This window comes from Rhizobium favelukesii (assembly GCF_000577275.2).
In the GTDB taxonomy this organism is placed as follows: domain Bacteria; phylum Pseudomonadota; class Alphaproteobacteria; order Rhizobiales; family Rhizobiaceae; genus Rhizobium; species Rhizobium favelukesii.
Genome location: NZ_HG916855.1, coordinates 707,923 through 727,733 on the forward strand (window position 1 = coordinate 707,923; position 19,811 = coordinate 727,733).

Consider the following 19,811-nt stretch of genomic DNA (forward strand, 5'->3'; position numbering starts at 1 on the left):
GATGACTATGCGCCAAAAGATCGAAGAGGCGGCGGCGCGCTATCCGGACCAGCGCTCGGCGATCATGCCCGCGCTCCTGATTGCCCAGGAGGAGCACGGCCATCTGCCCGGCCCGGTGCTGGAAGAGGTCGCCGACATTCTCGGCGTTGAGCGCATCTGGGTTTACGAGCTGGCGACCTTCTACACACTCTTCCATACCGAGCCGGTGGGCCTTTTCCACCTGCAACTCTGTGACAATGTTTCCTGCATGCTGTGCGGATGCGAGGATCTGCTGGAGCATCTGGAAACGGCGCTTGGGATCAGGAAGGGCGATACCACCCCGGACGGGCTGTTTACGCTTTCGACCGTCGAGTGTCTCGGTGCCTGCGAGATGGCTCCGGTGCTGCAGGTCGGCGATGATTACCACGGCGACCTTGATGTGGCGCGGATCGACGCACTGCTGGACGATCTCCGGGCGACGGTGGGCCGGGTCAAGAGCGTTGTCGACGACGCCGCGACGCGACCGCCAGGGAAATAGCGCCATGTTCGAGCCGGTTCTTCTCAAAAATGTAGACATGCCGGATGGCCATTTGCTGTCAACGTATGAGGCCGGCGGCGGCTATCAGGCGCTGCAAAAGGTGCTGCGCGAGTACACACCAGATGAGGTCGTCGATCTGATCAAACGGTCCAACCTGCGCGGTCGCGGCGGTGCGGGATTTCCAACCGGCATGAAATGGAGTTTCGTGCCGAAGCGGGCCGACAGGCCGAAATATCTGTGCTGCAACGCCGATGAGGGCGAGCCGGGCACCTTCAAGGACCGGATCATCATGGAGCGCGACCCGCACCAGCTCATCGAAGGGCTGGCGGTCAGCGCCTACGCGATTGGGGCCGAAACCGCCTATGTTTATATCCGCGGAGAATATGTGACGGCGATTCGTCGCCTCAAGCAGGCAATCGCCGAGGCTCACGAAAGGGGTTTTCTCGGAACGCGCGTTCTGGGCTCGGATTTCAATTTCGCCGTACACATTCACTGCGGTGCCGGTGCCTATATCTGCGGCGAGGAGACCGCAATGCTCGAATCGCTCGAAGGCAAACGGGCGCAGCCGCGCCTGAAGCCGCCGTTCCCGGCGGTCGAAGGGCTCTACGCCAGCCCGACGGTGATTAACAACGTCGAGACGCTCGCTTGCGTGCCGCATATTGTGATGCGGGGCGCGGACTGGTTTCGCGGCATCGGCCCGAACAAGAGCCCTGGTCCGAAACTCTACTGCCTCAGCGGGCAGGTGCGCAAACCCGGCCTTTACGAGCTGCCGATGGGTATACCGCTGCGCGAACTGGTCGAAAACCATGGCGGCGGGCCGCTGCCGGGGCGCAAGATCAAGGCCGTGATCCCCGGCGGTGTCTCGGCGCCGGTCATCGCGGCGTCCGGGCTGGACGTTGGGATGGACTTTGATTCGCTTGCCGCCGTCGGCTCAATGCTCGGTTCGGCCGGGGTCATCGTGATCGACGACCAGACCTGCATGGTCAAGGTCGCCACCCGGATCATCGAGTTCTTCCACCACGAGTCCTGCGGCAAATGCACGCCTTGCCGCGAAGGGCTGAACTGGGTCGTGAAAGTGCTGCGCCGGGTCGAGTCCGGGCAGGGGGAGCCTGGCGATCTGGAACAGCTGCAGGCGCTCTGCAAGGGCATTTTCGGCAATACGTTCTGCGCTCTTGGCGACGGCGCGGCTATGGGGCTGCGCGCAGCACTGAAGCATTTCGAGGATGAATTCGTCGCCCATATCGAAGAGCGCAGGTGCCCGTTTCATTGAGGTGCGCGAGAAGAAGATCGCGAGGAGGCCATGGTTAGCATCACGATCGATGAACAAACGCTGGAAGTGGAAGCTGGCTCTACGGTGCTGCAGGCCGCCGAGCGTTTGGGCATCGACATCCCGACGTTCTGTTACATGAAGCGGCTGCCGCCGCTCGCCTCGTGCCGCATGTGTCTGGTGGAGATCGAAGGGCAGCGGCGCTTGCAGCCCTCCTGTGCCACGGTGGTCACGGACGGCATGGTGGTGCGGACAGATACGCCTTTGATCGAGGAAACGCGCTCGTCCATGCTCGACATGCTGCTCGCCAACCACCCGCTCGACTGCCCGATATGCGATAAAGGCGGCGAGTGCGAGCTGCAGAACCAGGTGATGGCTTATGGGCCGCGCGAAAGCGGGTTTCGTGATGCCAAACGTGTGTTCCACTCCCAGGACATCCGCCTCAGCCCGGTCATCATCATGAACGTCAACCGCTGTATCCAGTGCCAGCGCTGCGTGCGGATGTGCGAGGAGGTGGTCGGCGCGGTCGCCTTGGGCACGGTCGAAAAAGGCATGGACACCGCCGTGACCGGCTTCGAGGGCAGTCTTGCGAGTTGCGACCAATGCGGCAATTGCGTCGAGGTCTGTCCAGTCGGCGCGCTGATGAGCTTCCCTTATCGCTACAAGGCGCGGCCCTGGGATCTCGACGAGACCGACACGGTCTGCCCACATTGCGGCACCGGCTGCCAGCTGACGGTCGGCACCCGCAAGGGCGAGTTCATGCGGGTCCGCTCGAAGTGGGACGAGGGGCTCAACCGCGAAACGCTCTGCGTGCGGGGGCGCTTCGGACTCGATTTCGTCGCGAGTCCGGGCCGGATCAAGCGGCCGATGGTCCGCCGAGATGGCGCCCTCGTTGCGGTTTCTTGGGACGAAGCGGGCAACTACCTGCGTCAGCGTCTGTCGGGCGTCGAGAAAAAGGCCGCGGGCGGGCTTGCCTCGCCGCGTCTTCCCAACGAGGTGCTTTATCAGTTCCAGAAACTGATGCGCACGGTGTTCCGGACAAACAATATTGACTGCTCGTCGCGCTGGTCAACGCCCGTCGAGACGTTGGGTCCGCTGCTGGCGGGCTTCTACACCCGCGCCCCGCTTCAAGAGGTGATCGGCGATGCCTGCGTGCTCGTGGTCGGCGGCAACGTGACCGAGGAGAACCCGGTCACCGAGTACCTCCTGCGCGATGGTGCACGCCGGCGCCAGACCGGATTGCTCATGCTCTCGGCGCGGCCGTCGCGCCTGGAGGCCGATGCACGGGCAGTCGTTCGCGTTTTGCCGGGCGGTGAGGCCGCGAGCCTTGCCGCGGTGGTGGCCGCGCTCGTGGCTGCGGCCGGTGAGGACCTGCCGGAAGACGTTCTTGCCGACATCGTCGCGACAACCGGTTGGCAACCCGCCGCCACCCATGGTGAGAAACAGGACCCTCTGGTCACGGCGCTTCTGGGGGGCGCGCGCGTCACCGTGCTTGTCAGCGTCGAAGTCCTTCGCTCACCACACGCGCGCGCGGCCCTGCAGCAGCTTAACAACCTTTTGCAGGTTCTCAGCCTGCTCGACAAGGACCCGAAGATGCAGTTCCTCTTCGATCGTGCCAACCAGATGGGCGCCTGGGATATGGGGGTTCTGCCGGCGGCCTTGCCGGGGCTTGCCGCGCTCGCCGATGGCGCGGCGCGCGCCACTCTCGAGCGGGCCTGGCGCGCCGAGATCCCATCTGAGACAGGCGCGGATTTCGACGCCATGCTGGAACTCTGCGACCAGGGGCAGATGGGCGCGCTCTATATAGCCGGAAGCGACCCCCTGATGTCGTATCCCGACCGGGCGTTCGTTAAGCGCGCACTTGCAGCCGCAGATCTCCTGATCGTGCAGGACGCGTTCCTCACGGATACGGCAGGACTGGCTGACGTGGTGCTGCCGGCCGCGACGTATGGCGAGGAATCGGGCACTTTTACCAACAACGAAGGCCGGGCCCAGAGGGTCTGCAAGTTCCGTGAGCCGGTCGCCGAGGCAAGAGGTAATCTGGAGATCTTCGACTTTGTCGCAGCACTTCAAAGCCACGCGCTGCTGCCATCGGTTCAATCCGAGATTTTCGACGAGATCGCCCGGCTGGTTCCCGCTTACGTGGGCCTGACCCAGGATGGGCTTGGCGCCGACGGAGCATTCACCAAGGCGGCTGTTGCGCCGCCGGTTGGCGCCTTTTTCGCCCCGCCGCCTCTGCCCATTGCAACCGACCGGCTGATGCTGGTCACTGGCAACTGCCTGTTCCACAATGGATATCTTTCCGAGCGCTCGGAAATCCTCAACACGGTCGCCGATGACCCCTATGTCGAGATGGGTGCGTGGGACGCCGCACAACTTGGCCTCTCGGATGGCGATCAGGTGGTCGTGCGATCCGCCCAGCGCGAACTGACGGCGAAGCTCAAGGTCGACAGGCGCTTTCCTCGGGGGCTCGTGTTCGTTCCCGAAAACTACAGAGCCCTGCGTCTCAATGGGCTGATGCGGCGGGGCGAGTATCCATGTCCGGTGGACGTTCAAAAGGCGCGCGCGGCAGTCGAGATCACCACTGTCGCCGGAGCCTGGGCGGGAGCCGAGACCCTCGCTGAAGACACCGCCGGTCGCTCGCCCGAACCTGACGGGTCTGGTCAGTGATATCTGGCCCCGCAGATATAATCCTGCAACTCCTGCTCGGTGAGCTGCGCTTCGTCGAGCCTATGTTTGACCACATCACCGATGCTGACCACGCCGACAACGTCGTCCCCATCCATGACCAGCACATGACGCGTACGCCGCTGCGTCATGATCTCCATCGCGACGGGCAGCAAATCCCGTGTCGAACAGGTCGCTACATTGCGGTTCATGATGTCCACGACCCGCATCGTCGCCGCCTCGGCGCCGTATTCCGCCACGGCATTGCAGCAGTCCCGCTCCGATAATGTACCCAGGTATTTGCCGTTCGGTTGGCTGACGACGACGAAGCCGATATTGTTGTCGCGAAACAGCCTCAAGACTTCCACCATCGTCTGATTGCGACTGACCGCGATGACACCGACACCCTTGTTCTTCATGATTTCGCCGACAAACATCTGAGCCTCCTGTCTGCGCGCTGCGGTTTGACAGCTGGTGCGCGTTTACGTTCGCCGGATATTCCGCCACCAGTTGTAGCCCTGCGTTTCTTTCGTCTCGACGAGCACGTCCTTCTTGGTGTTCAGGCGCGCGGCAATCACGCCGCCGCCGGTCGCGGCCTTGCCCGGCTTGCTAAGTAGATCGTCACGTCCGACCACGAGGTCACGCGAGGAAAAACTCGAGAATTCGTACTGCTGGCCAAGCGCGATCGCGTCCGCCGGGCAGGCATCCTCGCAAAGGCCGCAGAACAGACACCGTGCCGTGTCGATCTCGAATTTTGCCGGATGACGGTTGCCCTTCTCGTCCTCGTAGGGGACGACTTCGATGCAGTCACAGGGACAAATCCGCGCGCAGAGTTCGCAGGCCACGCATTTGATCTCGCCCTCTTCGTCGCGCGTCAGAAAGTGATGCCCGCGGTAACGCGAGTAGGGCAACCATTTTTCCTTGTCCGGATATTGCATGGTCACGGATCTGGAGAACATGTAGCTGAAGGTCAGCGCCAAGCCGCTCGCCAGATCGGCGAAGAACGTCCAGCCGATCCATGTCCCAATGCTGTTTCGTGCGCGCGACATCGGCGCCCCACTACGGAGCCGTTGCGGCCCCTAAAAGAAAATAAGACCAGTTATGATTATGTTCGCCATCGACAAAGGAAGCAAGACTTTCCATCCGATCGCCATCAGCTGGTCGTAGCGGTAGCGAGGGAACGTGAAGCGGAACCATATGAACAAGTAGACGAAGAACGCCACCTTGAGCAGAAACCACAGGAGGGGTGGCAAAGGGATCAGCACGCCGTTCCAGCCGCCGAAGAACAGGATCACCACGAGGACCGACACCAGCAAGACGATGGCATATTCGCTGATCATGAAGAACGCAAACCGGATACCACTGTATTCGGTGTGGAACCCGGCGCCGAGATCGCCTTCCGCTTCCGCCAGGTCGAAAGGAATGCGCTGTGCCTCGGCCAGTCCGGCGACGAAAAACACGAAGAATCCGATCGGTTGGTAGACGATGTTCCAGACATCGGCTTGCGCTCGCACGATTTCGAGCAGGCTCATGGATTGCGCCAACATGACCACGCCGATCACCGCAAACCCCATGGGGATCTCGTAGCTTATCATCTGGGCGCAGGTCCTCAGGCTGCCCAGGACAGCGTATTTGCTGTTAGCGGCCCAGCCGCCGAAGATAACGCCATACACCTCGATCCCGATCACCGCGAAGACGAAAAGGAGCGCCACATTCATGTTGGAAACGTAGAGCGTGACTTCGGCGCCGAGGACCGAGACAGTTTCGCCGAAGGGGATCGCGACGAATACGACAAAGGGCGGAGCGAGCGCCAGGATGGGAGCCACCTTGAACAGCAAGCGATCAGCCTCGGCCGGGATGTGGTCCTCTTTGGTTAAAAGCTTGATTCCGTCCGCCATCGGTTGCAGCAGCCCGTGCCACCCAACGCGCATCGGCCCCATCCGTTGCTGCATGTGTCCGGCGATCTTGCGTTCCAGCCAGGTTAGAGGCAAGGGCAGCAGCAGCAGCATTGCAATCAGCAACGCGACCTTGACGACGATCAATCCGATGATGACGATGAGTTCCATGGTCCGCGGCTATTTGTTCACGGTTTGAAACACCGACCGGACTGGATCCGGCTATGCACTGCGTAGTTTGCGCATTTGTCAGGCTACAGGATACAACGATGGCGCACGCCATACAATGCGACCACACTTATGTGGTCGCAGCGATGCTTTCGGTCGCACCGCCGCGCTTGATCAGGCAGCCCCAGCGATCGAGCGCCTCGGCGCGCGATCGGACAACCTTTAAGGGGACCGCCCGTGCATGACTTGGCCGGGCGGCCGCCCGGCACGGCGAACGGCAAGGCACGGATCGATTTTCAGATCGAATGTCGCTGGAGACACGGATCGCGAGGGTCGTTACACATCTGCCTCTTGAAACATCCCGCGACTACACCAGAACTTTAGCGTGTGCGTTGGCCAGCAGCAGCGGCACATTCAGGAGCCACCGATGCTTTTGTTAGATAGAACGCGCCTTATTCTATTCACCCAGATCGTCGCTGTTGGCTTGGCGCTCGTTGCCTGTAACGAGCAGGGTACTCAACGAAAGGCGGGCGCCGACGCAAAGCCGGAAGTCAGTGCGGTCACGCTGCATCCACAATCTGTGACGATAACGGCAGAGGTCCCGGGCCGGACCGCAGCGTCGCTCATTGCCGAAGTCCGCCCGCAGGTCGGAGGCATTATCCGGGCCCGCAATTTCAGGGAAGGCAGCGAGGTCAACGCTGGAGACGTTCTCTACGAGATCGATCCCAGCGCCTATCAGGCAGCCTTCGACAGTGCGGTCGCGGGGCTGCAGAGAGCCGAGGGTGCTGTTCCCAGTGCCCAGGCCAAGGTAGACCGATATCAGGGTCTGACCTCCCAGTCAGTCGTCAGCAAGCAGGATCTCGACGATGCGCTATCAACACTGGCGCAAGCGCAGGCCGATGTCGCCTCGGCCAAAGCCGCGCTCGAGACGGCCCGCATCAATCTCGACTATACAAGGATTCGCGCGCCGATCTCGGGCCGCATCGACGCATCATCAGTGACAGTGGGCGCGTTGGTGACGGCTGAGCAGACGACGGCGCTCGCGACGATAAATCAGCTTGACCCGATCAACGTCGATGCCACCCAATCCAGTGCAAACCTATTGGCGGTCCGCCGAGCGATATCCGAGGGGCGGATAAAGATCGTCGGCAACAACGTCTCGGTCAACCTTAGGCTTGAAGATGGATCGAAATACCCCCTGCCTGGAACCTTTGAATTCTCTACAGCCGCTGTTTCGCAGACACTGGGCACCGTGACTGCGCGCGCCACCTTCCCAAATCCCGACCGACTTCTTCTGCCCGGCATGTATGTCCGGGCAACAATCGAAGAGGGGATAGCGCCCAACAGCTTTCTCGTGCCTCAGCGAGCTGTCACACGTGATGCGAAGGGCCAGCCACTCGCATTGTTTGTGTCTTCAGATGGAAAGGTGCAGAGGCGGACGCTTTCAGTACAAAGAAGCGTCGGCAATAGCTGGCTCGTTGCAGAGGGTATAACTGACGGCGACCGTGTCATCGTCGAAGGTCTGCAGCGTGTGCGAGACGGGCAAGATGTCAAGGTCGATGATGTGGTGATCGATGATGCGACCGGTCAGATCAATCAGGCAGCCGACACAAGCGCTGCTCCTGTGAAGCAAGCGGCCAACACTCCTGTTCCCAAGTGAGGTGATCACGTGTCCCGGTTTTTCATTGCCAGGCCGGTGTTTGCCTGGGTCATCGCAATCGTCATCATGCTCGCGGGCATTTTGTCGATCACAACACTTTCCATCTCTCAGTATCCGCAGATTGCGCCAACAACGGTCAGGATATCCGGAAACTATCCGGGCGCCGACGCACAAACGGTCGAAAACTCGGTAACGAAGGTCATCGAGCAGGGTATGACCGGCATCGACAATCTCGACTATATGGCATCGACATCCCAGTCGACTGGTCAGGCGTCGATATCGCTCACCTTCACCAGTGCGGCAAATCCCGACGTGGCCCAGATGCAGGTGCAAAACAAGCTGCAGCTTGTCCAGGCACAACTGCCACAAAGCGTTCAAAACACTGGGCTGACGGTCACCAAATCCACATCCAACTTCCTAATGGTCATTGGTTTTGTCTCAACCGACGGGAAGCTGACGTCAACTGATCTCGCCGACTATGTCAACAGCTCGCTGAACGACACGCTGAAGCGGGTTGCAGGCGTTGGCGACACGCAGCTTTTCGGCTCGGGATATGCCATGCGCATCTGGGTGGATCCTGACAAGCTCGCGAAGTACTCGCTGATGGTCAGCAACGTCACCGCTGCTATCGAAGCGCAAAACACGCAGGTTGCCGCCGGTCAGATCGGTGCACTGCCGCAGCGCAAGGGCCAGCAACTCAACGCCACGGTTACTGCCAAGAGCCGCCTCCAGACGCCTGAGCAGTTCCAGAACATCATTCTCAAAAGCGACAGCAACGGCTCGCTCGTTCGTCTCAATGATGTCGCGACCGTGGAAATAGGCGCGGATAGCTACTCCAGCTTCAGTACCTACAACGGCAAACCCTCAGCCGGTCTTGCTATCAACCTGGCCTCCGGCGCAAATGCGATTGACACGGCTGAGGCCGTTCAGGCGACGGTCGACAGCCTGCGGGGGACCTTGCCGCCCAACGTCGAGGTTGTTTACCCATACGACACGACGCCGTTCGTAAAGCTGTCGATCGAAGACGTCGTCAAGACCCTCATCGAAGCCATTGTGCTGGTCTTCCTCGTGATGTTCGTCTTTTTGCAAAATCTGCGCGCGACGATCATTCCGACACTTGCCGTACCGGTCGTGCTTCTTGGCACATTCGGGGTCCTTGCCTACTTCGGCTATTCGATCAACACGCTGACGATGTTCGGCATGGTGCTTGCGATCGGGCTTCTCGTTGACGACGCCATCGTCGTCGTCGAAAACGTCGAGCGCGTCATGGAGGAGGAGGATCTCTCGCCAAGGGAGGCGACCATAAAGTCCATGGACGAGATCACTGGCGCATTGATCGGCATCGCCACTGTCCTGTCTGCCGTGTTTATTCCGATGGCATTTTTTTCGGGCTCCGTCGGCATCATCTACCGCCAGTTCTCGGTGACCATCGTGTCGGCGATGCTGCTTTCCGTGATCGTCGCACTGATCCTGACCCCGGCGCTATGCGCGACCGTCCTGAAAAAACCCAGGCACGGCGCCAAACAGCGCGGCGTGTTCGGGTTTTTCAACCGCAACTTCGAGCGCGGTACAACAGCATATCAGCGCGGCGTTGGTGGCATGCTGCGGCGCAGCGCTTTGTTCCTTTGCATCTTTCTCCTGATCGCTGCTTGCGTCGGTTACCTCTTCACACGATTGCCGAGTTCGTTCCTGCCCGAGGAGGATCAAGGAATCCTCATCAGCAGCGTTCAGTTGCCGGTCGGCGCCACGGCGGATCGCACGCAAAAGGTGTTGCAGCAGGTTACCGACCACTATCTCAACGATGAAAAGGACTACGTCACCGGTGTCATGGCAGTCGTTGGATTTGGCTTTGGTGGCCAAGGCCAAAACGTCGGCATCGCCTTCGTGAAGCTGAAGGATTTTTCCCAGCGCAGTACTCCCCAATCGAAGGCGCAAGCCGTCGCAGGGCGCGCGATGGCGGCTTTTTCCAAGATCAGAGACGGCAACGTGTTCGCTTTGGCGCCTCCGGCCATACCCGGCTTCGGCAACAATGCTGGCTTCGACTTTTACCTCAAGGACATGAATGCAACTGGTCATCAGCCGTTGATCGACGTCAGAAACCAACTGCTCGCCGCAGCTGGCAAGAACAGCAAATTGAGCGGTACGCGACCAAACGGGCAGGAAGATTCGCCGCAATATTCCGTCGACATCGATCAGGAAAAGGCGAGTGCACTTAACCTCGATCTCTCAGATATCGATACGACGGTCTCGACAGCCTGGGGCGGCAACTACGTCAATGATTTCATCGATCGCGGGCGCGTCAAGAAGGTCTATGTACAGGCTGACAAGGAGTTTCGAATGCAGCCTGAGGACTTCGATCGTTGGTACGTCAAGAACTCCGGCGACGAGATGGTGCCGTTCTCAGCCTTCGCCAGCGGACACTGGAAGTTTGGGTCGCCGCGCCTCGAACGCTACAACGGTTCGTCTGCGGTCGAAATCCAGGGGGCTGCGGCCACAGGTGTTTCATCCGGCGATGCCATGAACGAGATCGATGATCTGGTCGCTCAGTTACCGGAAGGCTTCCGCCATGAATGGACCGGCCTGTCGGCGCAGGAGCGCCTCTCAGGAAACCAGGCGACCCAGTTGTACGCTATCTCCATTCTCGTGGTGTTTCTGGCGCTGGCGGCCTTGTATGAGAGCTGGTCGATACCCGTCGCCGTCATGCTGTCGGTCCCTATCGGTGTCTTTGGGGCCTTGCTTGCCGCTATTTTGTTCGGCCAGACCAATGACGTCTACTTCAAGGTGGGATTGCTGACGACAATTGGCCTCGCAGCCAAGAACGCGATCCTGATTGTCGAATTTGCGATCGACCAGCAAAAAACCGGCAAGGATCTCTTCGCGGCCACGCTTGAGGCCTCCCGGCAGCGTCTGCGGCCGATCCTCATGACCTCGTTGGCCTTTATTCTCGGGGTTTTGCCACTTGCGATTGCCAATGGCGCCGGATCCGGCAGCCAGAACTCAATCGGTATCGGTGTGATGGGCGGTATGATCTCGGCAACGGTCATCGGGATATTTTTTATCCCGCTGTTATTTGTCAGTGTCAGGCGCGTCTTCAAGGGCAATGTTCCCGACGTAGCCAAGCGCCCGGAACCCGAAACCGTCGAGATCAAGGCCTAAATTGGCCGGCGCTCAGCGCGGTATCGGCAACCGGATGCTCTATCTCGTTTGCAGACGATGGAATGCGCGACCTCGCTTCATATCAGCGTCGGAGAGCAGCGATGAACTCGACAGCCCGCGACATTAGCTCTTTCAGGTCGGCCCGACCGACTTCTAAGTGCGGCTTCCTCATCGAGACACCCCGATTTTTGAAGAAATCGAGGTTGAGACAAAGTGCACCGGCGAAACTCTTTTCGCTGGCAACGACCCTGTTGAAATCTTGTCTTTCGTCAATGTTTCGGGTATATATCCTGATATAAATCGGAGATCATTGATGGGTAATACCGCGCAGAAAAGAGCGATCGAAAACTACCGAGGGCGTCTCACGCAACGAGGTTTCAAGCGATTGGAAGTCATGGCACTTGAATCGGACCGTGAACTGATACGTGCGTTGGCACGGCACCTAGCGGAGGAAGGGCCGGATGCAGAGCAGGCGAGACAAACCGTGAAAACGCTTGTTGAGGGCGCACCGCCTAAAACAGGAGGGATCCTGGCCGCATTGCGTCGATCGCCCCTTGTTGGAGCTGAACTCGATGTTTCGCGCCCGCGCGAAGAGGGGCGCAGGGTCGATCTGTGACACGCTATCTCCTCGATACCAACGTCATCAGCAACGTCGTAAAGCAAAAGCCGTCGGAATCGCTGCTGGCATGGTGGGCAGAGCAACGCGACGAAAATCTGTACATAGCCTCCCTAACGGTTGCGGAGATTAGGCGTGGCATCCTTGAAAAGCCACGTGGGAAGAAGCGCGACGCTCTCGATGCGTGGTTCTCTGGTCCCGAAGGGCCGCAAGGTTTGTTCGCGGGACGCGTCCTGCCCTTCGACGACAAGGCCGCACTGATTTGGGCTCGCCTGATGGCCGATGGCAAGTCAGCTGGCCGGCCTCGTAGCGGGCTCGATATGATCGTGGCCGCAATTGCAGGCGCGAATGATTGTGTGGTGGTTACGGACAACGAAAAGGATTTTGCCGGCACCCAGTTCATCAATCCCTTGCGGAACCGAGTGGGACCATGATCGCGACGAGAGATCGGGGGAAATTGACCAATCTTTTGAGCGGACTCCTGTGTCCCCGAATCTTCCGACCATTCCGTCGGACACTGGGGTAATCCCACGGCGAAATCAGCACTTGATCGCCTTCGGCGAGCGGTATCCCGAAAATCGCGGTCGAAAGATCCTCGGACGAGTTCCGGCTGAGCGCAATCTCATCGGCTGTGCAATCAATCATTGCGAATATTTGGCTGTTGATACCTGACCGGGGGTGGTAGCCGAACCGCGTAGTGCGGTGGCAGGGATCAAATCGTTCAGTCGCCTGCATATCCAACGATGCCCTTGATCTCAGTGAACTCATGTAGCCCGAACTTGCCGTATTCACGGCCGTTGCCCGACCGCTTGTAACCGCCGAAGGGGGCGGCACCATCCCATGCCGGGCCGTTGAGGCGAACACTGCCGGTGCGCAATCTGCGTGCCAGCGTCCGCGCTTCCGACTGAGCGCCATGGATGAAGGACGCGAGGCCATATGGCGTGTCATTAGCAATCGCCATCGCATCGTCCTCGGTTTCGTAGCCGATGATGGAGAGCACCGGACCGAAGATCTCCTCGCGCGCGATCGTCATCGAATTGGTCACCCGCGAAAACACGGTCGGGCGCACATAGTAACCCGAACTGAGATGCGATGGCCGACCGGGACCGCCGGCAGCTAGCTCCGCTCCTTCCGCGATACCCTTCTCGATCAGCGCCTGGATTTTTTCGAACTGGGTAGCGCTTGCGACCGGTCCGATGTCGGTACGAGGATCGGATGGAGGACCCACGACGAGCGCTGCTGCTTCTCGCGCCGCGACAGCGCTTGCTTCGTCCATACGCTCTACAGGTACGAGCATCCGCGTCGGCGCGTTGCACGACTGACCAGAATTGGCAAAGCAGCGGCGAACGCCGGCCCTGACTGCGCCGGCAAGATCGGCGCTTCGCAGTATGATATTCGGTGACTTGCCGCCGAGTTCCTGATGTACCCGTTTGACGGTGGGCGCTGCTGCCAGCGCAACGGCAATACCGGCGCGCGTTGAGCCAGTGAAGGACACCATGTCGACGTCCGGATGGCTGGCCAACACCGCGCCGACCGTCGGGCCGTCACCCTGAACCAAGTTGAAGACCCCCTTTGGCACGCCAGCCTCATGCATGATCTCGGCCAAAATGACAGCGTTGAAGGGAGCGATCTCAGACGGCTTGAGCACCATTGTACAACCGGTCGCAAGTGCAGGCGCGACCTTGCAGACGATCTGGTTGATTGGCCAGTTCCAGGGTGTGATCATTGCGACGACCCCAATCGGTTCATGGACGATTCGGGTTGAGCCCTGCATGTATTCAAAGTCGAATGTCTTGAAGGCGCGGATGGTCTCCTCGAAATGGGCCGCGCCGAGGCCGGCCTGTTCTGCCCGGGCCATGATGAGCGGCGCTCCCATCTCGCGCGAGATCATGTCGCCGATCTCATCTTTGCGACGCTTCACGATTGTAAGAACCCGCTTCAGCAACGCCAGCCGATCATCCTTCGTCGTCCTAGAAAAGCCGGCAAAGGCATTGCGCGCAGCTTTGATCGCTTTTTCTGCATCCGCTGCGCTACCGATCGCAATCGTCCCGATCACCTGCTCGGTCGATGGATCAATGACGTCGTGCTTCTTTAGTGTCTCGGGCTCGACCCATTCACCGTCTATGTAGAACCTGTGTGCGTTCTTCATGGGGTTCTCCGTGGATGTGTGGAAATTGGCTTTGCTGGCGGATGACTGAATGCGTCCCTCGGCATTCATGATCTGGGGGAGCTGGTTTGACATTGAACGCGGTCGTACGGAATGGTTTCGTTCTTCAACTCAGGCCCCGATTTCCATGCGCCGCCGCTCAGAAATCAGCCACTTTCCCCCAGGCAGATGTTAAGAAGCGGTCTGGATGGTAGGGCCGAGGGTCGACGATCGGCTCATCGCCGGTGACGATATCGGCAATCAGGTGACCTGCGCCGGGACCGATGCCGAAGCCGTGACCGCTGAAGCCGGCGGCTAACACGAAGCCGGGAACGGTCGCTATTTCGCCGATCCCCGGCACTCCATCGGGGGTACTGTCGACATAGCCTGCCCAGGTGGCAGCGATCTTGGTGTTCTTCAAAGCCGGCAATAGTTCCAGTGCGCGCAAATGGGTGGTGCGAATGGTCTGCTTATCGATGGCCGGATCGAGGATGCGCATGCGCTCCATCGGCGTGGGTGCGTCCAGCCGCCAGCGTGCCAGTGTCTCATGCCCTGAGCGAATTCCCTGCAATCCACCCGGTGCCAGGCTGCGCCAGCGCCGGACGAACATGGGCAGGAACTGGGGCGCAAAGCGCAGCTGTTGCGGCGTCAGATCGACGCGCCCGCCGCCGCTGATTGCCAGGGTGTAGCCGCCGTCGCTGCGACGGGTGACAGAAACGGCCGTCGTGTGTAGCGCATCGGGCAGGCCAGTGGCGCCGGGCGAGACCGAAAGGATCGAAGAGCGGATAGAGGCCTGCGGAAAGCGGATGCCAAGCTGGTGGCAGAAGGAGGACGCCCAGGCACCGCCGGCAAGCACCGCGATTTTGGTGCGAATGGTGCCGTGTTCGGTGACAACGCCGCAGACGCGGCCGCCCTCCGTCTCGATACCGCGGGCGGCGCAGGATTGGTGGACTGTTCCTCCGAGCTTGAGGGCCGCGGCCGCGACGGCGGGCGCTGCGGACGCCGGATCGGCGGTGCCGTCGGTCGGCGAAAAGACTCCACCCTTCCAAGGCTTGCCGGTCGCGCGGCCGCGCTCCGTCGCTTCGACACTGTCGAGCATATGGGTGGTGACGCCGGCGGTGCGGGCAAAGTCGCGCCACCGCGCCCAGCCGGCCAGTTCTTCGTCACTGTTGCTCAAATAGAAAAGCCCGCAGCGGCGAAAGCCCGTATCCTCTCCTGTTTCGGCGGCGAAGCTCTCCCATAGATCGAGGCTCTTTGTTGCCATCGGAAGTTCGCGAGCGTCGCGGTTTTGCTGGCGACACCAGCCCCAGTTGCGGCTCGATTGTTCTGCGCCGATCCGACCTTTTTCAACGAGCGCTACCGTCAATCCGCGCCTCGCCAAATAATAGGCTGCAAAGACGCCGACGATGCCGCCACCGATGATCACCGCGTCCGCTTGAGCGGGCAACTGCGGAGTGGTCGCGACAAATTTCAGCGGTGCAGGCATGGCATGGTCTCCGTTTCGCACGCAGTCTAGCGGTTTCTCCGCTGCAGCGTTGCCGGACTGTCGCCGATGGCAGCAGAAAATTCTGTCTTCCCGGAGCTGCTCGGGCCTTTGTGCTTCGGCGCAAGAGGCAAAATGAAATCGACACATCCGACCTTTGTGCTAGGTTCGGCGCAATGTGTTTCGCAGCATAATCTGCTGTGCGATTGGCCAAGACAGAGAATTCGAAGAGGTGCCGCATGAAGCTCGACAGGATCGACATCAAGATTCTCTACGAACTACAAAAGAACGGACGCATCACCAACGTCGAACTTGCGGAGCTTGTTGCTCTGTCGCCGAGCCCCTGCCTGATGCGGGTGAAAAAGCTGCAGTCGGAGGGTTATATCGGAGGCTATTCTGCGCAGATCAATGTCGGCAAACTGGGCCAGACGCTCACTGTATTCACGGAGATCACACTGAAAAACCACCGGCAGATAGACTTTGCCCGGTTTCTCGCCGCGATCGAGAAGGTTGACAATGTGATCGAGTGCCACCTCGTATCTGGCGGGTACGACTATCTGCTGAAATTCGTGACTGCCGGTATTGGCGAATACCAAACCATCATGGAACGCCTGACTGACATGGATGTCGGCATCGACAAATATTTCAGCTTCGTCGTTCTAAAGTCGCCGATCGTAAAAGCCCACATGCCACTGACCAGCCTGTTTCCGATGTAAGGCTGTGTCGTTTTGAACATGACGCGCAGGCGCTTTAGCGCCGGCAATAGGCCCGAACCAACTCGGCATCCTGTTGAAGACCGTCAAGCCAGGTGGGGTCGAGCTTCGGCACCGACGAGAACAGCAATTGCGAATAGGGGTGCTGCGGCGTCTTGACCTTGGCCGGCATGATTTCCTCGACCTTTCTGCCGCCATACATCACAACGATCTCGTCGCAGATCGCCTCGACCACGGACAAGTCGTGACTGATAAAAATGTAGGAGAGTCCGAGGTCGCGTTGCAAGTCCTTGAGGAGGTCGATGACGGCGGCGGCGACAACCGTATCGAGTGCCGAGGTGATCTCGTCACAGAGGATCAACTTCGGGTCAGCGGCCAATGCGCGGGCAAAGTTCACGCGCTGCTTCTGGCCGCCGGAAAGCTCACCCGGGCGCCGGTGGCGCAGATTGCGCGGTAGGCGCACCATATCGAGCAACTCGTCGATGCGGGCGCTGCGCGCCTTTCTGTCCATGCGGTGGTAGAAGACAAGGGGCCGGTCCAGGATATCCTCGACCGACTTTGCCGGATTGAGCGCGGTGTCAGCATATTGAAAGACGATTTGCATCTGGCGCAGCTGGTCGCGTGAGCGCTCGCGTGCGCTGCGAGAGAGTTCCTTGCCGTCGAAGACGATCTTGCCGACGGCGGCCGGCAAGATGCCGGCTATGGCGCGGGCGAGCGTCGACTTTCCGCAACCGGATTCCCCGATGATGCCAAGGTTGCGACCTTTCTCCACCTTGAGGCTCACATGCTCCACAGCCCGCACGAGCGGCAGCCCGTCGGTCTGGCGCTGACCATAACCGGCGACCAGGTCTTCGATCTTCAGAAGCGGAGCAGGCGAAGTCGGTGCGGCGGCGACAGGCCCGCGCGACTTTGGCTCGAAGGCGGCGAGCAGTTCGCGCGTGTAGGGATGCTTTGCTTCGTTGAGGATCTCTTCGGTGGTGCCGGTCTCCTTCGCCTCGCCACCTTTCAAAACGACGATGCGATCGGCAATCTGGGCGACGACAGCAAGATCATGCGAGACATAGACGCCTGCGATCCCGCCCTTCTTCATGACTGCCTTGAAGGCGCGCAGAACCTCGATCTGCGTGGTAACGTCGAGTGCGGTGGTCGGTTCGTCGAAGATGACGAGCTTGGGGTCGCCGATCAGGGCCATGGCAGCCGCAAGCCGCTGCAACTGTCCGCCGGAGACTTGATGCGGATAACGGCTGCCGATCGTATCCGGCTCGGGCAGGGACAGCGCCCGGAAGAGCTCGACGGCGCGCGTGCGGGCCTCGTCGGGCGACATCAGCCCATGGATGCGGGTGACCTCGATGACCTGGTCCATGATGGTGGTTGCCGGGTTGAAGGCGGCGGCCGCCGATTGCGGTACGTAAGCGACCTCGGTGCCGCGTACCTTGGCGCGCTGCTTTTCCGAAAGTGCGACCATGTTCTTGCCGGCGACCGATACAATGCCGCCGGAAATGCGGCAGCCTGGGCGGGCGTGACCCATCAACGTCAATGCGATCGTCGTCTTTCCCGAACCGCTTTCCCCAATCAGGGCGACTATCTCGCCCTTCGCGACGGCCAGGCTAACGCCCTTGATGATTTCGACGTGGCGCCCGGAATCGGTGGTTGCTTCGACCTTCAGGTCACAGATTTCTACAAGGTTGGTCATCACTCGCTCCGATCGCGGATCTTGTGCGGCAGGTTATCGATCAGGAGGTTCACGCTGATCGTGAGGCTGGCGATCGCAAGCGAGGGGAACATAACGGCCGGTGCTCCAAAAGGCAGACCGCCGATGTTCTCGCGCACAAGTGCACCCCAGTCGGCATAAGGCGGCTGAACACCGAGGCCGAGGAACGAGAGCCCGGAGAGCAGGAGAACGATGAAAACGAAGCGAAGCCCCAGATCTGCGAGCACCGGCCCAACGATGTTGGGTAGGATCTCGGATCGAATGAGATAGAGGGTGTTCTCCCCGCGGATGCGCGCGACAGTGATGAAGTCCATCGCGTTAATGTTGACGGCAAGTGCGCGAGCGAAGCGATAGGAACCGGGAATGTAGATGACCGACAGCGTCAAGATCAGCACCGGGATCGAGGAGCCGACGGCCGCGACGACCACAAGGCCGAACAGCTTGCTTGGGATCGAATTCAGCGCGTCGAGGACACGGCTCAAGATCGTATCAATCCAGCCTCCGGTGACGGCGGCGATCATGCCAAGAACCACGCCACTGAAACAGGCAATCGTCACGGCTGCGAGCGAGATACCGACGGTATAGCGTGCGCCCATCAGGATTCGCGAGACCATGTCGCGGCCGAGATAGTCCGAGCCCAGCCAAAGATCACGGCTCATCGGACCGAAATAATCGACATCAACGATCTCACCGACCGGGTAGGGGATTATAAGCGGTGCAAAGATTGCAACGAGCGCCCAGGACAGGATGATCGCAAGGCCGATCATGCCCACGATGTTGAAGCGATAGCCAAACCGGATTCCGGATTTCCGCAGGGGTGTCGAAGTGCTTGAAGGCGTCATTGTCATCGGAGCCTCGGATTGGAAAGAATGGCGATGATGTCGGCAGCCGTGATCAGGATCAGGTAGCCGAGGCAGAAGATCATCGCGCAGCTTTGGATCAGCGGCAGGTCGCGGGTGGCAACAGCATCGACCATGAGCTTGGCAATCCCTGGATAGTTGAAGATCGTCTCAACGATGATGACGCCGCCCAGCAGATATGAGAGCGAGAGCGCAACGGCATTGACGATCGGCCCGAGCGCATTGGGCAAGGCATGACGGAAGACGATGCGCGGCCGGGAGGCGCCCTTGAGTAGCGCCATCTCGACGTAAGGCGTATTGAGCGTCTCGATGACTGCGGCGCGCGTCATCCGGATCATCTGCGCCGAAACGACGAATGTGAGCGTGATCACCGGCATTGCATAGACACGTAGCATATCGCTCAAGCTATGGATCTCGTTGGCGAAGGACAGCGCCGGCAGCCACTTTAGATAGACGGCGAAGATCAGCACGGCGGAGGTCGCGACCATGAATTCCGGCACGGAGATCACCCCGATTGTCAAAATGGTGACAATCCGGTCATAGAGCGAGCCGCGAAGCATGGCAGCCGTGATTCCGAGCGAAAGGGCGATCGGGACCGAGAACAAGGCGGTCACGCCGGCAAGCTTCATGGTGTTGATGAAACGTCCGGCAATAAGCTTGGCAACCGGCATCTCATTGGCATAGGAGGTCCCGAGATCGCCATGCAACAAGCCGACAATCCAGCGCAGGAAACGGAAGAGCGCCGGCTCGTCGAGGTGCATTGCGTTGCGCAGACCTGCAACGGCCTCGGGTGTGGCGGCCTGGCCGAGAAGGATCGTTGCCGTGTCTCCCGGCAGCAGTGTCGTCGCGAAGAAGACGGCGAAGGAGACGATCAACAATGTGACCACGGCGATGAGCAGTCTCCCCAGGACAAGGGATAGGACGGGGTTGTTCACGCGCGTTCCCTTTCAAC

General features: G+C 60.1%; 16 protein-coding genes. 8 read left to right on the forward strand and 8 right to left on the reverse strand.

What is annotated here, in order from left to right:
- Position 1: 1 nt before the first annotated feature.
- The 3 genes from nuoE to nuoG are packed head-to-tail and all read left to right on the forward strand — an operon-like array spanning position 2 to position 4,454.
- Positions 2–517: an NADH-quinone oxidoreductase subunit NuoE gene (gene nuoE / locus LPU83_RS66925; RefSeq protein WP_024315512.1), complete on the forward strand. Its 516-nt coding sequence runs from the start codon at positions 2–4 to the stop codon at positions 515–517.
- 4 nt (positions 518–521) lie between these two features.
- Positions 522–1,787: an NADH-quinone oxidoreductase subunit NuoF gene (gene nuoF, locus LPU83_RS66930; RefSeq protein ID WP_024315511.1), complete on the forward strand. Its 1,266-nt coding sequence runs from the start codon at positions 522–524 to the stop codon at positions 1,785–1,787.
- Between the two features lie 30 nt (positions 1,788–1,817).
- The gene (gene nuoG / locus LPU83_RS66935) at positions 1,818–4,454 is read left to right on the forward strand and encodes an NADH-quinone oxidoreductase subunit NuoG (protein WP_024315510.1); all 2,637 of its coding nucleotides are present in this window, start codon (positions 1,818–1,820) and stop codon (positions 4,452–4,454) included.
- Here the strand turns inward: nuoG and LPU83_RS66940 are convergent.
- From LPU83_RS66940 to nuoH, 3 genes are read right to left on the reverse strand one after another with little or no spacing between them, the layout of a single operon-like run.
- On the reverse strand, positions 4,448–4,888 hold the full coding sequence (locus LPU83_RS66940) for a CBS domain-containing protein (RefSeq protein WP_024315509.1): 441 nt from the start codon (positions 4,886–4,888) through the stop codon (positions 4,448–4,450). The genes nuoG and LPU83_RS66940 overlap by 7 nt on opposite strands.
- A gap of 45 nt (positions 4,889–4,933) precedes the next feature.
- Positions 4,934–5,500, reverse strand: a complete 567-nt coding sequence (locus LPU83_RS66945) for an NADH-quinone oxidoreductase subunit I (protein ID WP_024315508.1) — start codon at positions 5,498–5,500, stop codon at positions 4,934–4,936.
- A gap of 30 nt (positions 5,501–5,530) precedes the next feature.
- Positions 5,531–6,517, reverse strand: a complete 987-nt coding sequence (gene nuoH, locus LPU83_RS66950) for an NADH-quinone oxidoreductase subunit NuoH (protein WP_024315507.1) — start codon at positions 6,515–6,517, stop codon at positions 5,531–5,533.
- A gap of 424 nt (positions 6,518–6,941) precedes the next feature.
- Here nuoH and LPU83_RS66955 point away from each other — a divergent pair, with 424 nt between their 5' ends.
- The 4 genes from LPU83_RS66955 to LPU83_RS66970 all read left to right on the forward strand — a co-directional run bounded on the left by LPU83_RS66955 (position 6,942) and on the right by LPU83_RS66970 (position 12,380).
- Positions 6,942–8,174, forward strand: a complete 1,233-nt coding sequence (locus tag LPU83_RS66955; protein WP_024315506.1) for an efflux RND transporter periplasmic adaptor subunit — start codon at positions 6,942–6,944, stop codon at positions 8,172–8,174.
- A gap of 9 nt (positions 8,175–8,183) precedes the next feature.
- Positions 8,184–11,330 carry an efflux RND transporter permease subunit gene (locus tag LPU83_RS66960; protein WP_024315505.1) on the forward strand — a complete coding sequence of 1,049 codons (3,147 nt, stop codon included), beginning with the start codon at positions 8,184–8,186 and terminating at the stop codon, positions 11,328–11,330.
- A 313-nt stretch (positions 11,331–11,643) separates the two neighbouring features.
- Positions 11,644–11,946, forward strand: a complete 303-nt coding sequence (locus LPU83_RS66965) for a class II glutamine amidotransferase domain-containing protein (RefSeq protein WP_024315504.1) — start codon at positions 11,644–11,646, stop codon at positions 11,944–11,946.
- Entirely contained in the window at positions 11,943–12,380 is a 438-nt protein-coding gene (locus LPU83_RS66970; RefSeq protein WP_024315503.1) for a PIN domain-containing protein, read from the forward strand. Before LPU83_RS66965 ends, LPU83_RS66970 begins: the two co-directional genes overlap by 4 nt.
- A gap of 287 nt (positions 12,381–12,667) precedes the next feature.
- On the opposite strand, the gene LPU83_RS66975 is transcribed toward LPU83_RS66970, so the two are convergent.
- Together LPU83_RS66975 and LPU83_RS66980 are read right to left on the reverse strand one after the other, a co-directional pair.
- The gene (locus LPU83_RS66975) at positions 12,668–14,095 is read right to left on the reverse strand and encodes an aldehyde dehydrogenase family protein (protein WP_024315502.1); all 1,428 of its coding nucleotides are present in this window, start codon (positions 14,093–14,095) and stop codon (positions 12,668–12,670) included.
- Positions 14,096–14,252: 157 nt separating this feature from the next.
- Positions 14,253–15,578, reverse strand: a complete 1,326-nt coding sequence (locus LPU83_RS66980; RefSeq protein ID WP_024315501.1) for an NAD(P)/FAD-dependent oxidoreductase — start codon at positions 15,576–15,578, stop codon at positions 14,253–14,255.
- 236 nt (positions 15,579–15,814) lie between these two features.
- Between LPU83_RS66980 and LPU83_RS66985 the strand changes: the two genes are divergently transcribed.
- Positions 15,815–16,291, forward strand: a complete 477-nt coding sequence (locus LPU83_RS66985; RefSeq protein ID WP_024315500.1) for an Lrp/AsnC family transcriptional regulator — start codon at positions 15,815–15,817, stop codon at positions 16,289–16,291.
- Positions 16,292–16,325: 34 nt separating this feature from the next.
- On the opposite strand, the gene LPU83_RS66990 is transcribed toward LPU83_RS66985, so the two are convergent.
- The 3 genes from LPU83_RS66990 to LPU83_RS67000 are packed head-to-tail and all read right to left on the reverse strand — an operon-like array spanning position 16,326 to position 19,794.
- Positions 16,326–17,981 (reverse strand): ABC transporter ATP-binding protein, encoded by a 1,656-nt coding sequence (locus LPU83_RS66990; RefSeq protein WP_024315499.1) that lies wholly within the window; start codon positions 17,979–17,981, stop codon positions 16,326–16,328.
- Positions 17,981–18,847, reverse strand: a complete 867-nt coding sequence (locus tag LPU83_RS66995) for an ABC transporter permease (protein ID WP_024315498.1) — start codon at positions 18,845–18,847, stop codon at positions 17,981–17,983. The genes LPU83_RS66990 and LPU83_RS66995 overlap by 1 nt, the downstream gene beginning before the upstream one ends.
- Positions 18,844–19,794, reverse strand: a complete 951-nt coding sequence (locus LPU83_RS67000; RefSeq protein WP_024315497.1) for an ABC transporter permease — start codon at positions 19,792–19,794, stop codon at positions 18,844–18,846. The genes LPU83_RS66995 and LPU83_RS67000 overlap by 4 nt, the downstream gene beginning before the upstream one ends.
- Between the last annotated feature and the right edge of the window lie 17 nt (positions 19,795–19,811).

Excerpts from the sequence above, each read along its gene's own strand:
- LPU83_RS66990 (WP_024315499.1), bottom strand. The coding sequence starts at position 17,981 with ATGACCAACCTTGTAGAAATCTGTGACCTGAAGGTCGAAGCAACCACC.
- LPU83_RS66940 (WP_024315509.1), bottom strand. The coding sequence starts at position 4,888 with ATGTTTGTCGGCGAAATCATGAAGAACAAGGGTGTCGGTGTCATCGCG.
- LPU83_RS66995 (WP_024315498.1), bottom strand. The coding sequence starts at position 18,847 with ATGACAATGACGCCTTCAAGCACTTCGACACCCCTGCGGAAATCCGGA.
- LPU83_RS66985 (WP_024315500.1), top strand. The coding sequence starts at position 15,815 with ATGAAGCTCGACAGGATCGACATCAAGATTCTCTACGAACTACAAAAG.
- nuoG (WP_024315510.1), top strand. The coding sequence starts at position 1,818 with ATGGTTAGCATCACGATCGATGAACAAACGCTGGAAGTGGAAGCTGGC.
- LPU83_RS66955 (WP_024315506.1), top strand. The coding sequence starts at position 6,942 with ATGCTTTTGTTAGATAGAACGCGCCTTATTCTATTCACCCAGATCGTC.
- LPU83_RS66980 (WP_024315501.1), bottom strand. The coding sequence starts at position 15,578 with ATGCCTGCACCGCTGAAATTTGTCGCGACCACTCCGCAGTTGCCCGCT.
- LPU83_RS66965 (WP_024315504.1), top strand. The coding sequence starts at position 11,644 with ATGGGTAATACCGCGCAGAAAAGAGCGATCGAAAACTACCGAGGGCGT.
- nuoH (WP_024315507.1), bottom strand. The coding sequence starts at position 6,517 with ATGGAACTCATCGTCATCATCGGATTGATCGTCGTCAAGGTCGCGTTG.
- LPU83_RS66945 (WP_024315508.1), bottom strand. The coding sequence starts at position 5,500 with ATGTCGCGCGCACGAAACAGCATTGGGACATGGATCGGCTGGACGTTC.
- nuoE (WP_024315512.1), top strand. The coding sequence starts at position 2 with ATGACTATGCGCCAAAAGATCGAAGAGGCGGCGGCGCGCTATCCGGAC.
- LPU83_RS66975 (WP_024315502.1), bottom strand. The coding sequence starts at position 14,095 with ATGAAGAACGCACACAGGTTCTACATAGACGGTGAATGGGTCGAGCCC.
- nuoF (WP_024315511.1), top strand. The coding sequence starts at position 522 with ATGTTCGAGCCGGTTCTTCTCAAAAATGTAGACATGCCGGATGGCCAT.